The 13,954-nt window shown below is 63.8% G+C and carries 14 protein-coding genes; 9 read left to right on the forward strand and 5 right to left on the reverse strand.

Translation table 11 applies throughout. The features are described from left to right. The first annotated feature begins 19 nt into the window (after window positions 1–19). From infB to LPA35_RS17870, 6 genes are all read left to right on the forward strand, one after another. Entirely contained in the window at window positions 20–2,893 is a 2,874-nt protein-coding gene (infB, locus tag LPA35_RS17845) for a translation initiation factor IF-2 (RefSeq protein WP_121506026.1), read from the forward strand. A gap of 18 nt (window positions 2,894–2,911) precedes the next feature. Beyond that, on the forward strand, window positions 2,912–3,283 hold the full coding sequence (gene rbfA, locus LPA35_RS17850) for a 30S ribosome-binding factor RbfA (protein ID WP_010458038.1): 372 nt from the start codon (window positions 2,912–2,914) through the stop codon (window positions 3,281–3,283). Window positions 3,284–3,286: 3 nt separating this feature from the next. Further along, a complete protein-coding gene (gene truB / locus LPA35_RS17855; RefSeq protein WP_121420484.1) occupies window positions 3,287–4,279 on the forward strand; it encodes a tRNA pseudouridine(55) synthase TruB in 993 nt (330 codons plus the stop codon). Beyond that, window positions 4,276–6,102: a translational GTPase TypA gene (gene typA, locus LPA35_RS17860; protein WP_055398157.1), complete on the forward strand. Its 1,827-nt coding sequence runs from the start codon at window positions 4,276–4,278 to the stop codon at window positions 6,100–6,102. The genes truB and typA overlap by 4 nt, the downstream gene beginning before the upstream one ends. Window positions 6,103–6,193: 91 nt before the next feature. Beyond that, complete coding sequence (locus LPA35_RS17865; RefSeq protein WP_121420483.1) at window positions 6,194–7,069, forward strand: DMT family transporter; 876 nt, start codon at window positions 6,194–6,196, stop codon at window positions 7,067–7,069. Then, a complete protein-coding gene (locus tag LPA35_RS17870) occupies window positions 7,066–8,160 on the forward strand; it encodes an enoyl-CoA hydratase/isomerase family protein (protein WP_121420482.1) in 1,095 nt (364 codons plus the stop codon). Before LPA35_RS17865 ends, LPA35_RS17870 begins: the two co-directional genes overlap by 4 nt. A gap of 51 nt (window positions 8,161–8,211) precedes the next feature. On the opposite strand, the gene LPA35_RS17875 is transcribed toward LPA35_RS17870, so the two are convergent. From LPA35_RS17875 to smpB, 4 genes are all read right to left on the reverse strand, one after another. Next, window positions 8,212–9,129, reverse strand: a complete 918-nt coding sequence (locus LPA35_RS17875) for an anti-sigma factor (RefSeq protein ID WP_370449743.1) — start codon at window positions 9,127–9,129, stop codon at window positions 8,212–8,214. A 9-nt stretch (window positions 9,130–9,138) separates the two neighbouring features. Further along, on the reverse strand, window positions 9,139–9,684 hold the full coding sequence (locus LPA35_RS17880) for an RNA polymerase sigma factor (protein ID WP_055398154.1): 546 nt from the start codon (window positions 9,682–9,684) through the stop codon (window positions 9,139–9,141). 33 nt (window positions 9,685–9,717) lie between these two features. Further along, window positions 9,718–10,089, reverse strand: coding sequence for a hypothetical protein (locus tag LPA35_RS17885; RefSeq protein ID WP_199726981.1), 372 nt, complete (start codon window positions 10,087–10,089; stop codon window positions 9,718–9,720). Between the two features lie 145 nt (window positions 10,090–10,234). After that, window positions 10,235–10,708 carry an SsrA-binding protein SmpB gene (gene smpB / locus LPA35_RS17890; RefSeq protein ID WP_055398252.1) on the reverse strand — a complete coding sequence of 158 codons (474 nt, stop codon included), beginning with the start codon at window positions 10,706–10,708 and terminating at the stop codon, window positions 10,235–10,237. A 118-nt stretch (window positions 10,709–10,826) separates the two neighbouring features. Here smpB and LPA35_RS17895 point away from each other — a divergent pair, with 118 nt between their 5' ends. Further along, complete coding sequence (locus tag LPA35_RS17895; protein WP_121420481.1) at window positions 10,827–11,267, forward strand: type II toxin-antitoxin system RatA family toxin; 441 nt, start codon at window positions 10,827–10,829, stop codon at window positions 11,265–11,267. Beyond that, entirely contained in the window at window positions 11,260–11,622 is a 363-nt protein-coding gene (locus tag LPA35_RS17900) for an RnfH family protein (RefSeq protein WP_228897896.1), read from the forward strand. The genes LPA35_RS17895 and LPA35_RS17900 overlap by 8 nt, the downstream gene beginning before the upstream one ends. Window positions 11,623–11,644: 22 nt before the next feature. Here LPA35_RS17900 and LPA35_RS17905 read toward each other — a convergent pair whose 3' ends face one another. Next, window positions 11,645–12,184, reverse strand: coding sequence for a DUF4124 domain-containing protein (locus LPA35_RS17905; RefSeq protein WP_228898424.1), 540 nt, complete (start codon window positions 12,182–12,184; stop codon window positions 11,645–11,647). A 108-nt stretch (window positions 12,185–12,292) separates the two neighbouring features. Between LPA35_RS17905 and guaB the strand changes: the two genes are divergently transcribed. Further along, a complete protein-coding gene (gene guaB, locus LPA35_RS17910; protein WP_228897898.1) occupies window positions 12,293–13,768 on the forward strand; it encodes an IMP dehydrogenase in 1,476 nt (491 codons plus the stop codon). The last annotated feature ends 186 nt before the right edge of the window (window positions 13,769–13,954 follow it).

A 13,954-nucleotide genomic window follows, 5' to 3' on the forward strand; every position in this document is an offset into this window, starting at 1 on the left:
AGGGAGGCACGAACCACATATGTCCAGTAATACTGTCGCCGAGTTTGCAACCGAACTCAAAAAATCGCCTGAAACCCTGCTCGACCAGCTCAAAGCTGCGGGCGTGGGCAAGGCCGCCCCTTCCGACGCGTTGACCGAGTCGGACAAGCAAAAGCTGCTTGCTTATTTGCAGGCCAGCCACGGCACGGCTTCGGCCGACCGCAAGAAGATCACGCTGGTGAAGAAGTCCACCAGCGAGATCAAGCAGGCGGATGCCACGGGCAAGGCCCGCACGATCCAGGTGGAAGTGCGCAAGAAGCGCACGTTCATCCAGCGCGACGAAGGTGCCGAGGCATCTGCCGAATCCCACGCGCCCGCCGCTGCGGAAGAGGCCGCTGTTTCCAGCGAAGACCTGGAACTGTCCCGCCGCGAGGAAGAAGCGCGCCGCCAGGCCGAGCTGATCCGCCGCCAGGAGACGGAGCTGGCCGAAAAGCGTGCCGAGCGCGAAGCGCGTGAGAAGCGCGAGCGTGAAGCTGAAGAGCGCGCTGCCGCCTATGCCGCCCAGGAAGCCGAGAAGAAGGCACAAGCCTCTGCTGTCAAGCAGGAGGCCACCCGCGAGCAAGCGGCCGAAGCCGCTGCACGCAATGCAGCCCAAACCGAAGCCCGCGAAAAGGCTGCCGCTGAATCCAAGGCACGCGCCGACGAGGAAACCGCGCGCGCTGCTGACCTGGACGCCCGTCGCCGCAAGGCCGAAGCGGAAGCTGCTGCGATCCGGTCCATGATGGCCACGCCCAAGAAGGCGGTCATGGTGGCCAAGAAGCCAGAAGAACCCAAGCCAGTGGCCAAGCCCGCTGCCGTGGGGGATGCCAAGAAGGGCACCCTGCACAAGCCGGCTGTTGGCACCGGTGTGGCGCGCGCAGGCGCTCCCGCCACTGCCGGGGCAGGCGCAGGTGCGCCAGGCGCTGGCAAGGAAGTGAAGTCGGCCAAGCTGTCCTCCAGCTGGGCCAACGACACCGCCAAGAAAAAAGAAATCAAGACCCGTGGCGACAGCAGCGGCGGTGTCGGTCGCAACAACTGGCGTGGTGGCCCGCGTGGCCGCCGTGGCGACAGCCGCGACCATCGCGACGATCACCAGCAGTCTGCACCGGTCGAGGCGCGCATCATTGAAGTGCATGTGCCCGAAACCATCACGGTGGCAGAGCTGGCACACAAGATGTCGATCAAGGCGTCTGAAGTGATCAAGGCACTGATGAAGATGGGCCAGATGGTCACCATCAACCAGCCGCTGGACCAGGACACCGCCATGATCGTGGTGGAAGAGCTGGGCCACAAGGCGGTGGTGGCAGCGCTGGACGATCCAGAAGCCTTTACCGACGACGATACGACCCAGCAGAACGTGGAATTGTTGCCACGTGCTCCTGTGGTGACCGTCATGGGCCACGTGGACCATGGCAAGACCTCGCTGCTCGATTACATTCGCCGCGCCAAGGTGGCTGCGGGTGAAGCCGGTGGCATCACGCAGCACATCGGTGCCTACCACGTGGAAACACCACGCGGCATGGTGTCGTTCCTTGACACCCCGGGCCACGAGGCCTTCACGGCCATGCGTGCCCGTGGTGCCCAGGCCACGGACATCGTGATCCTGGTGGTGGCGGCCGATGACGGTGTCATGCCCCAGACCAAGGAAGCCATCAAGCACGCCAAGGCGGCTGGTGTTCCTATCGTGGTGGCGATCACCAAGGCCGACAAGCCCGATGCCAACCCCGACCGCGTCAAGCAGGAGCTGGTGGTCGAAGAGGTGGTGCCTGAAGAGTACGGTGGCGATTCGCCTTTCGTGCCGGTGTCTTCCAAGACCGGCATGGGCATCGACACCCTGCTGGAGCAAGTGCTGCTGCAGGCCGAAGTGCTGGAACTCAAGGCACCGGTCGATTCACTGGCCAAGGGTCTGGTGATCGAAGCCCAGCTCGACAAGGGCCGCGGCCCTGTGGCCACGGTGCTGGTGCAGTCCGGCACGCTCAAGGTGGGCGACATTGTGCTGGCTGGCCAGACCTATGGCCGCGTGCGCGCCATGCTGGACGAAAACGGCAAGGTCGCCAAGACAGCAGGCCCGTCGATCCCGGTGGAAATCCAGGGTCTGACGGAAGTGCCGCAGGCCGGCGACGAATTCATGGTGCTCACGGACGAACGCCGTGCCCGCGAAATCGCGACCTACCGTGCCGGCAAGTTCCGCAACACCAAGCTGGCCAAGCAACAGGCCGCCAAGCTGGAAAACATGTTTGCCGACATGACGGCGGGCGAAGTGAAGATGTTGCCCATCATCGTCAAGGCCGATGTACAGGGTTCGCAGGAAGCGCTGGCGCAGTCGCTGCTCAAGCTCTCGACCGACGAAGTCAAGGTGCAGCTGGTGTACGCCGCCGTGGGCGCCATCAGCGAGTCCGACATCAACCTGGCGATCGCCTCCAAGGCCATCGTGATCGGCTTCAACGTGCGGGCCGATGCCGGTGCGCGCAAGCTGGCCGAGGGCAATGGCGTCGATCTGCACTACTACAGCATCATTTACGACGCTGTGGACGAGCTGCGTGTGGCGATGTCCGGCATGCTGGCCCCCGAGCAGCGCGAAGAGATCATCGGCACCGCCGAGATCCGCACGGTGTTCGTTGCGACCAAGATCGGCACGATTGCCGGTTCGTACATCACTTCGGGCATGGTCCATCGCAACGCACGCTTCCGCCTGCTGCGCGACAACGTGGTGGTCTACACCGGCGAAGTCGATTCGATCAAGCGCCTCAAGGACGATGTCAAGGATGTCAAGGAAGGCTTTGAGTGCGGTATCAAGCTCAAGAACTACAACGACATCAAGGAAGGCGATCACCTCGAATTCTTTGACATCAAGGAAATCGCGCGGACGCTGTAAGGCATCGGTGACGACGACATGGCTGCGAAGAAATCTTCCACCCCTAACCGCGCCTTCAAGGTCGCCGATCAGATCCAGCGCGATCTGACGGAGTTGATCGCGCGCGAGTTGAAAGATCCGCGTGTGGGCATGGTGACGCTGCAGGGTGTGGAGGTCACTCCAGACTACGCACATGCCAAGGTGTTCTTCAGCCTGTTGACGGGCGACCCTGTGGAGACACAGGCGGCGCTCAACCAGGCTGCGGGTTTCCTGCGCAACGGCTTGTTCAAGCGCCTGCACATCCACACGGTGCCCACGCTGCACTTTGTGTTCGACCGCACCTCCGAGCGTGCGGCCGACATGAACGCCTTGATCGCCAAGGCAGTTTCTTCCCGCGCAAAAGAGGAGTAGTCCATGCACGCGCCTCGCACCAGGGTGCAGCGGCGCCCTGTGCATGGGGTGTTGCTGCTCGACAAACCGCTCGGCCTTTCGAGCAACGACGCCTTGCAAAAGGCGAAATGGCTCTTGCGCGCCGAAAAGGCGGGCCATACCGGCACGCTGGACCCCTTGGCCACCGGCGTGTTGCCGCTGTGTTTTGGCGCGGCCACCAAGTTCAGCCAGCTGCAGCTGGATGCGCCCAAGACCTACGAAGCCGTTGCACTGCTGGGCACCACCACCACCACCGGCGACGCCGAAGGCGATGTGGTGCAACGCTGTGATGTGGACTTGGCACAGCTGACCCCTGAGCGTCTTGCGGCCGTGCAAGAGCAGTTCACCGGCCCTATTCGCCAGGTGCCGCCGATGCACAGTGCGCTCAAGAAAGACGGCAAGGCGCTGTACGAGTACGCGCGAGCAGGTGTCACGGTAGAGCGTGAAGCGCGCGATGTCGTCATTCATGCATTAAAACTGACCCTGACGCAGACAGATAAAGCGCAAGCAGCTATTAAAATTATAGTAACTTGCAGCAAAGGCACCTACATCCGAACGCTGGGCGAAGACATCGGGGCGGCGCTGGGTTGCGGCGCGCACCTGACCTTCTTGCGCCGCATCGACACGGGTGGAATCGGTGTGGAGCGCTGCGTCACGCTTGCCCAGCTGGAAGCCATGCCGGAGGCGGAGCGCCTGGCCAGCCTGGAGGCGCCCGAGTCGCTGCTGGCACAACACGTGCGTGTCACGCTGGACGGCGAGAATGCAGCCCGATTCCTGTCGGGCGTGCGTCGCCGTGGCACCTGGCCCGATGCCAGTGCCGTGGCGGTGTTCGGCGAGAATCCTCCGGCACTGCTGGGGGTGGGCCACATCGTGGGCGGGGAGCTGGTGCCGGACAGGCTCCTGAGTCCGCTGGAAATTCAACAAATTTTGGAAGGCATGCCGCACCCTCAAGCCAGCGGCACATTGGAAAAACTATGACGACGAAACAAATCCGCAACATCGCGATCATTGCCCACGTTGACCACGGCAAAACCACCATGGTCGACCAGCTGCTGCGCCAGTCCGGCACCTTCGCCGACCACGAAAAGGTCGTTGACACCGTGATGGACAACAACGCGATTGAAAAAGAGCGTGGCATTACCATCCTGGCCAAGAACTGCGCCGTGAGCTGGAAGGGCACACACATCAACATCGTGGATACCCCCGGCCACGCGGACTTCGGCGGTGAAGTGGAGCGTGCGCTGTCCATGGTGGACAGCGTGGTGCTGCTGATCGACGCGCAAGAAGGCCCCATGCCCCAGACGCGTTTCGTGACCAAGAAGGCCCTGGCTCTGGGCCTGCGCCCCATCCTGGTGGTGAACAAGGTGGACAAGCCCGGCGCCAACCCCGACAAGGTGGTGAATGCCGCTTTCGACCTGTTCGACAAGCTCGGTGCCACCGACGAACAACTCGACTTCCCCGTGGTGTACGCCTCGGGCATCAACGGCTGGTCGTCGCTGGAAGAAGGCGCGCCGGGCGAGCAGTGGGGTCCCGACATGTCGGCCCTGTTCGACACGATCCTCTCGCACGTTCCACCGAACACGGGTGACCCAGCCGCTCCGCTGCAACTGCAGATTTCGGCGCTGGACTTCTCCACCTTTGTGGGCCGCATCGGCGTGGGCCGCATCAGCCAGGGCACCATCAAGCCCGGCCAGGATGTGCTCGTCATGGAAGGCCCTGATGGCAAGTCCGTCAAGGGCCGTGTCAACCAGGTGCTGACCTTCCAGGGCCTTGATCGCATGCAGACGCCGCTGGCGGGCCCTGGCGACATCGTGCTGATCAACGGCATCGAAGACATCGGCATCGGCGTGACCGTTACCGACCCCGCCAACCCGTCGCCGCTGCCCATGCTGAAGGTGGACGAGCCCACGCTGACCATGAACTTCTGCGTGAACACCTCGCCCCTGGCCGGCCGCGAAGGCAAGTTCGTAACCAGCCGCCAGATCTGGGACCGTCTGCAAAAGGAGCTGCAGCACAACGTGGCCCTGCGCGTGTCCGAGACCGATGAAGAAGGTATCTTCGAAGTGATGGGCCGGGGTGAACTGCACCTGACCATCCTCTTGGAAAACATGCGCCGTGAAGGCTACGAGCTGGCCGTGTCCAAGCCCCGCGTGGTGTTCAAGGACATCGACGGCGTGAAGCACGAGCCTATCGAGCTGGTGACGGTGGACATCGAAGAAGGCCACCAGGGCGGCGTGATGCAGGCCCTGGGCGAGCGCAAGGGCGAGCTGGTGAACATGGAGTCCGACGGCCGTGGCCGCGTACGCCTCGAATACCGCATCCCCGCACGTGGCCTGATCGGTTTCACCAACGAATTCCTGAACCTGACACGTGGTTCCGGCCTGATCTCCAACATCTTCGACAGCTACGAGCCGCACAAGGGCGACATCGGTGGCCGCAAGAACGGTGTGCTGATCTCCATGGACGATGGTGAAATCTTCACCTACGCCCTGGGCAAGCTGGACGACCGTGGCCGCATGTTCGTGAAGGCGAACGACCCCGTGTACGAAGGCATGATCGTGGGCATTCACAGCCGCGACAATGACCTGATCGTGAACGCCACGCGCACCAAGCAGCTGACCAACTTCCGTGTCTCTGGCAAGGAAGACGCGATCAAGATCACGCCCCCGATCGACCTGACGCTGGAATACGGCGTGGAATTCATCGAGGACGATGAACTGGTCGAGATCACGCCCAAGTCTGTGCGCTTGCGCAAGCGCCACCTGACCGAGAACGAGCGCAAGCGCGCTGCACGGTCCTGATCGGCGGAGCGTTCAGAGAAGCGCTCAGAGCACGTTCAAAAAGGGGCCACTGCGACGCAGTGGCCTTTTTGCCGTCTGAATCCTGGAGCCTCTGTTGAAATTGACACATTCCCGTGCCGTGGCGCTGATGGTGGCCGTGACCCTCATGTGGTCCATTGCCGGTGTGGTCACGCGCCACCTGGAGCATGCGGCGAGCTTTGAGGTGACCTTCTGGCGCAGCTTCTTCACGCTGCTGTCGCTGCTGGTCATCCTGCCTGCGCTGCAGGGCAGGGCGGTGTTCGCCTCCATGCGCCACAGCGGCCGTGCGCTGTGGATCTCTGGCGTGTGCTGGAGCGTGATGTTCACGGCATTCATGGTGGCGCTGGTGCTCATGCCGGTGGCCAATGTGCTGGTCACGATGGCTGTGGGGCCGCTGCTCACCGCGCTGTTTGCAAGGGTTTTCATTGGCCACCACATCGCCCCGCGCACCTGGGCCGCGATTGCCGTGGCGGGGCTGGGCATTGGGTGGATGTATGGTTCGCAGATGGCGGGCCTGCCCCTGGCAGGTACGCTGGTGGCGCTGTGTGTGCCGGTGGCAGCCGCCATCAACTGGACGGTGGTGCAGCATTCGCAGCGCCACGGCCATGCGGTGGACCTGGTGCCTGCGGTGCTGGTCGGCGCGGTGATCTCGGTGGTGGCTACGTTGCCGCTGGCGCTGCCTTTTCAGGCTTCAGGGCATGACCTGGCCCTGCTGGCGCTGTTGGGCGTGGTGCAATTGGCCATCCCTTGTGTGCTGGCCGTGCGCTGCGGCCGGGTGCTCAAGGCACCAGAGATGGCGTTGCTCGGCTTGCTCGAAGTCATCTTTGGAATTTTGCTGGCCTGGCTGGGCGCAGGCGAAAAGCCTGCTCCGGCGGTGCTGACGGGAGGCGTGCTCGTGATCGGCGCGCTGGTTTTTAATGAACTGTTGGGTTGGAAGGAACAAAAATGACGGAGACGGTATTGCCTGATGTGTTGAGTGAAGTGCGAGGCCAGGTGGGCTTCATCACGTTGAACCGCCCGCGTGCGCTCAATGCCCTCTCGCTGGGCATGGTGCGTGACCTGATGGGCATCTTGCTGGCATGGAAAAACGATGCGCGGGTGCTGGCCGTGGCCATCCGTGGCAGCAACAAGGAAGGCCCGTTTGGTGCCTTCTGCGCCGGTGGAGACATCCGCTTTTTGCACCAGGCGGGCAGCCAGGGCAACCCGCTGATCGAGGACTTCTTCACCGAGGAGTACGCGCTCAACCACCTGATCCACAACTACGCCAAGCCCTACATCGCCTTCATGGACGGCATCGTGATGGGCGGCGGCATGGGCATCAGCCAGGGCGCCGCCCTGCGCGTGGTGACCGAGCGCACGAAGATGGCCATGCCGGAGACGGCCATTGGCCTGTTCCCGGATGTGGGGGGCGGCTATTTTCTGAGCCGGTGTCCCGGTCGTGTGGGCGAATGGCTGGCGCTCACCGGCGACACCATTGGCGCCGGTGATGCCATCGAAAACCGGTTGGCGGACGGTTGTCTGCCTGTTGACCAGCAAGCGGCCGTGTGGGAGGCGCTGGGCACCCAGAGCTTTGCCAGCGGTGCTGCCGTCAAAGACTATGTTGCTTCTAAATTTGTAGCTGCTAGCGCTTTGCAGAAAAGCGCTAGGGGCCAAATTGACCAATATTTTTCGTTGGGCAGCGTGGGCGAGATCGTGGCGGCGCTTGAAGCGGCCGACAGTGACTGGGCACGCGCCACGGCGGCCACGCTGCGCAAGCGCTCGCCCCTCATGCTGCACGTGGTGCTGGAACAAATCCGCCGCGCACGGGACATGGGCTTGGCCGACGACCTGCGCATGGAGCGCGACATGGTGCGCCACTGCTTCTTTCTGCGCCCCGGCCAGAGCGAAACGGTGGAGGGCATCCGAGCCCTGGCCGTGGACAAAGACCATGCGCCCCAATGGAACCCTGGCCGCATCGAAGACGTGACGCCCGATATGGTGGCGCAGTTCTTCACCAGTCCCTGGCCTGCACACGCCCACCCGCTGGCCCATTTGTCCTGATCGGCAAAGGTTGTAGCCGGGCAGTCCACCCGGAGAGTCCCTGGCGGCGCGTCAGGGGTTCAGCTGTTGGTACGCCGCTGTCGCCAAGCTCAGCAGCTCGGTGCGCGACAGCTGTCCGCTCAAGGCGTAGCCAAAGCCCGCGTCCGTCCAGTAAAAGCCTGGCACCGGGCCTTCTTGCGTGAACTGGAATGCGGTCGCGCTTGCGGTGGTCGGTGGCTGTGGACGGGGCGTGTTGTCGCTGGCGGGGCCAGGGCTGGTGGATGCCGCAGCCAAGGCGCCCAGGTACAGCGTGATGCGCTGGCCTGCGCTGTTCTGGTACATGAACTGCGCGCGCACCCCGGTGTCGCCAGGCAACAAGCGACCGCCCACCAGTTCATAACCCTGCGCGCCCAGCGCGGGAACCTTGAGCGGGCGGTCCAGCCGCTTGGACAGCCATTGCACCAGGTGGTCCTGCTGGGCGGCTGTAACTTCCACGGGGTGGCGGACTTCGGGCTGGTACACCGCGTGGGCGACTGCGGCTTGCTGGGCGAAGCGTTGTGCCGGTTCGGCAGCTAGCAGCGTGGTGCCGTTGCCCGTCGCCAGCGTTTTGCCGGGCGCCACGGCGGGCCACTGGCCGCGTCCCGTCCACCCCAGCACAAAGGCCAGCAACACGGAGGCGGCCATGCCACTCCAACGCCACCACTGCGCCTGCTGCTCCCGGCGGTCCGTGGCCCGCAATGCTGCGGCCATCAACGTATCGGGCACGGGGGCGTGGAGCAGGTCCTGGTGCAGGGCGTGTAGCTGCTCTCGCTGTGCCTGCCAGTGCGCCAGTGTGGCCTGCGCTTCCTGATCATCCTGCAATTGCTCGCGCAGCGCCTGCGCCCGTGCGGGCGGCAATTGGCCGTCCACGAGGGCGTGCCAGGTGCTGCTTTCGCCAGCGCGTGGGTGGGGGGCAGGGTGGATCGGGTCCATGGTGGGGGGGCGGGTCATGGCTCTTTTTTATTTGAGGCGACGCAGCACAGGCACAGCGCCTGCTGCGGGTGCGTCTGCGTGGGCAGCCGGTATAGGGCTGGGCGCGGGCTCTCGGTCCATCAGCGCGCGCAGGCGCGTGCGGGCGCGGGACAGGCGTGACATCACAGTGCCTGCCGGAATGCCCAGAATGCGCGCGGTGTCCTCGTAGCTCATGTCCTCCATGGCCACCAGCAGCAGCACGGCCCGCTGGTCGGCGGGCAGGCGCTGCAGACAGCGCTCCAGATCCAGGGCGTCATCCGAGGGAGCGCGGGCACCCGGCAACTGGTCGTGAATGTCGTCGATGTCCACCTGCGCCAGCGCGGGCAGCGCACGGCGTTGGTTGAGGTACAGGTTGTGCATCAGAGTGAACAACCACGCGCGCAGGTCGCTGCCCGTGCGCCACAGCAACCACTTGCTGCAGGCACGTTCCAGCGTGTCCTGCACCAGATCATCGGCCGCCCAGGCATCGCCTGTGAGCACCCGCGCGTACCGGCGCAGGCCGGGCAGTTGTTCGATGACCTGGGTGCGGTTCATGCCGTGTGGGGCCTGTGCGGCGTTGAAGGGTTCTCAGGGCCGTGCGGTGCGCCAGACCTGGTTCACCCCGTCGCCGGTTTTGTCGCCGGGCTTGGTGTCCTTGATCCAGTAGTAGAGCGGCTTGCCCTTGTAGGCCAGTTGGGTCTTGCCATCGTCACGGGTGATGACGCTGTAGTCGCCACCGGGTGCCTTGCTGGCCATGAGCGGTGGCCAGTTGGTGGCGCAGGGGCCGTTGCACACCGACTTGCCACTGCCTGCCGCGTCGCGGTCGAACGTGTACAGCGTCATGCCGCCCGCTCCGACCAGTACGCCGTCCATGGTCTTCACGGGCGAGTCGTTCATGGTGGCGCAGCCGGCCAGTGCGGCTGCTGCGACGAAGGCGGCCATCGAGATCAGTTTTTTCATGGGTTTCTCCAGGGTGTGGTGCAGGCGGAGGCGAATGCTGCCTTGCACCAGGACAAACACATGGGCGCAGCGGTTTATTCCACGGCGTCACAAAAAAATCTCAAGGGCTGGGCGGGGTGAGCGCAGACCGCATCGCACGCATGCCTCAGCGGCTGCGACTTTTCATGGCGCGTTCCACCTCGCGCTTGCCTTCGCGGTCCTTGATGGTGTCGCGCTTGTCATGCTCAGCCTTGCCCTTGGCCAGGGCAATTTCGCATTTCACAAAGCCGTTTTTCCAGTGCAGATTGAGCGGCACCAGCGTGTAGCCCTTTTGCTCGACCTTGCCGATCAGGCGCTTGATGTCGTCTTTCTTGAGCAGCAGTTTCTTGGTGCGCGCCGATTCGGGGTTGACGTGGGTGGAGGCGGTCTTGAGCGCATGGATCAGGCAGCCGAGCAGATACAGCTCGCCATCGCGGATCAGCACGTAGCCATCGGTCAGCTGCACCTTGCCCTCGCGCAGGGCCTTGACCTCCCAGCCGTGCAGCACCATGCCCGCCTCGTGGCGTTCCTCGAAGAAATAGTTGTAAGCCGCTTTCTTGTTGTCGGCAATGCGGGACGTAGGATCGGGTTTTTTGGCCATGAAGAGGTAGATGCGGCACAAACCGGGAGTTAAAAGGCCTCCCTACAATGTGTGGGTGTCGCTGGCAGCGATTCTAATTTCCTCCGCTTGGCGCACACCGATGCCAGGCACAGTCTGCATGAAAACCGTTCACAAGTCCGTCCTCATTTGGTACAGCCCCGAAGAAATGTTTGCCCTGGTCACCGGGGTGGAACACTACCCCCAGTTTCTGCCATGGTGCGATCACGCGGGCGTGCTTGAGCAGACCGAGGACGGCATGACCGCCGAAGTGGGCATCGCGTTCAGCGGCATCCGCCAGACCTTTGTGACGCGCAATACCCACGAGGCAGGTCGGCGCGTGCAGATGCATCTCATCAAAGGGCCGTTCTCCCGCCTGGATGGCGACTGGCACTTCCACCCGGTGGGCGACGGTTCGCAGCGCGCATGCAAGGTGGAATTGCTGCTGAACTACGGTTTTGACAGTGCCACGCTCGCGGCGCTCGTAGGCCCGGTGTTTGACCGCATCGCTGGCAGCATGGTCGATGCCTTTGTGAAGCGTGCGGAGCAGGTGTATGGCTGAGCGGGTGCCGGGGAGCACTGTGCAGGTCACGGTGGTGGTCTGTATTGCTCCTCGCAAAACGCAGGAATGGGTACTTCAACTGCCCGAAGGTGCCACCGTGGCTGATGCGTTGCGGGCGTGTGGGGCGGATGGCGCACTGGGGCCGCAGGGCAGTGCAGACCACCGGCCGACCCTGGGCATCTGGGGGCGTGCAGTGTTGCCTGACGCCGCAATTAGACATCTGGACCGTGTGGAGGTCTACCGCCCACTGAAAGTGGACCCCAAGGTGGCCCGCCGTGAACGTTTTGCACGGCAGGGCGCGCGGACCACGGGGCTTTTTGCACGCCAGCGGCCCGGGGGGAAGTCGGGCTACTGAGGTCGCCTTGGGGGGGCTCGGGTTAGCGCTTGCAGTCGGCGGCAATGATGCCGTCGATGCGTTTGGATTCCGCCGCCCGGCCAGCTTCGTCGAGGAAGATGCGCTCGCCCTGTGCGTTGGACTGGGTGATGGGTTTGCCCGAGTCAAACGCTGCCTTGGCCTGGCGCGCGCGCGTGCAGTTGTCTGCCTTGGCCTTGGCCAGCTTTTCTTCGTCTGCTTTTTTCTTGGCCGCTTCGGCCGCTTCTGCCTGGGCTTTTTTCTCTTCCAGGGCTTTATCTTTGCCGGTACCCGGCGCGCTGGCGGCAGGCTTGGTGGCCGAGGCGGCAGCGGTGGTTGCGGCCGCAGGGGTTCCTTCCGCTGGCGCGGCTGCCACTGGAGCGGGTGCTGAACGCGGAACCCCGCCACCGGGCTGCTTCAGGATGTTCTTTTCCGGGGTATCTTGGGGTGGAGGGCGGTCGCTGAAGACCTTGCGGCCGTCCTTGTCGATCCACTGCCATTGCGCCGCCGCGCCCATGGCCCAGGTGCAGGCCACGGCCAGCAGGAGAAGCTTGTGCATTTTCATGCGGACAAGTTTATCCATGTGACTCACCCCCCGCCAGTGCGTTGAAGACGGGCGGGCGCGTTTTCACCACACGCGGCGCGGGTACAATCCGTCTTTTGGAGCTTTCTCATGCGCCTTCTTGGAAAAGCGCTCACCTTCGACGATGTGTTGCTGGTGCCAGCGTACTCCCAGGTCCTGCCCAAGGACACGTCCCTCGCGACGAAACTCTCCCGCAATATCCAGCTGAACCTGCCGCTCGTGTCCGCCGCCATGGACACCGTGACCGAGGCGCGTCTGGCCATTGCCATTGCCCAGGAGGGCGGCATCGGCATCGTGCACAAGAACCTCACGCCGCAGGAGCAGGCTGCTCATGTGGCCAAGGTCAAGCGCTATGAGTCTGGCGTGTTGCGTGATCCCGTGGTCATCACCCCCGAGCACACGGTGCTGCAGGTGCTCCAGCTGTCCGAACAACTGGGCATCTCAGGCTTTCCCGTGTGCGACGGCGGCAAGGTGGTGGGTATCGTCACCGGCCGCGACCTGCGCTTTGAGACCCGTTACGACGTCAAGGTCCACCAGATCATGACCCCGCGCGAGAAGCTCATCACGGTCAATGAAAAAGAGGGCACCACGCCGGCCGAAGCCAAGGCGCTGCTCAACAAGCACAAGCTCGAACGCATCCTGGTCGTGAACGACGCCTTTGAGCTCAAGGGCCTGATCACGGTGAAGGACATCACCAAGCAGACCAGCTTCCCCAATGCGGCCCGCGATGCCGCAGGCCGCCTGCGCGTAGGCGCAGCGGTAGGTGTGGGCGAGGGCACCGAAGAACGCGTCGAAGCCCTGGTCAAAGCCGGTGTGGACGCTATCGTGGTGGACACGGCCCACGGCCACAGCAAGGGCGTGATCGACCGCGTGCGCTGGGTCAAGCAGAACTACCCGCAGATCGACGTGATCGGCGGCAACATCGCCACCGGCGCGGCGGCCCTGGCGCTGGTCGAGGCGGGCGCGGATGCCGTCAAGGTCGGTATCGGCCCTGGCTCCATCTGCACCACCCGCATCGTGGCCGGTGTGGGCGTGCCCCAGATCATGGCCATCGACAACGTCGCCACGGCCCTGAAGGGCACAGGCGTGCCACTGATTGCCGACGGCGGTATCCGCTACAGCGGCGACATCGCCAAGGCCCTGGCCGCTGGCGCCGGCACGGTGATGATGGGCGGCATGTTTGCAGGCACCGAAGAAGCGCCCGGAGAAGTCATCCTGTTCCAGGGCCGCAGCTACAAGAGCTACCGCGGCATGGGCTCCATTGGCGCCATGCAGCAGGGCAGTGCCGACCGCTACTTCCAGGAATCGAGCACCGGCAACCCCAACGCTGACAAGCTCGTGCCTGAAGGCATCGAAGGCCGTGTGCCCTACAAGGGCTCCATGGTCAGCATCGTCTACCAGATGGCTGGCGGCGTGCGTGCCTCCATGGGCTACTGCGGTTGCGCCACCATCGAAGAGATGAACAACAAGGCCGAGTTCGTCGAGATCACCACGGCTGGTATCCGCGAAAGCCATGTGCACGATGTGCAGATCACCAAGGAAGCGCCGAACTACCGCGCTGATTAAGGGACAACCCCCTGAGTCGCTTCGCGCCTTCCCCCTTCTCTCGAATGGCTGCGCCATTCGGGAAGGGAGACGCAGCCAGTGCGGCGGGGCGGCCCTTGCACGGCTGCCCTAGCCTGGATCGCGGGCGTTAGCAGGGCATGGGTCTGATCTACCTTGGGAGATACCGAGTCTGGCCTGATTGAAAAA

Origin of the sequence: Acidovorax sp. Leaf73, from assembly GCF_916855635.1 — a bacterium.
Taxonomy (GTDB): domain Bacteria; phylum Pseudomonadota; class Gammaproteobacteria; order Burkholderiales; family Burkholderiaceae_C; genus Acidovorax; species Acidovorax facilis.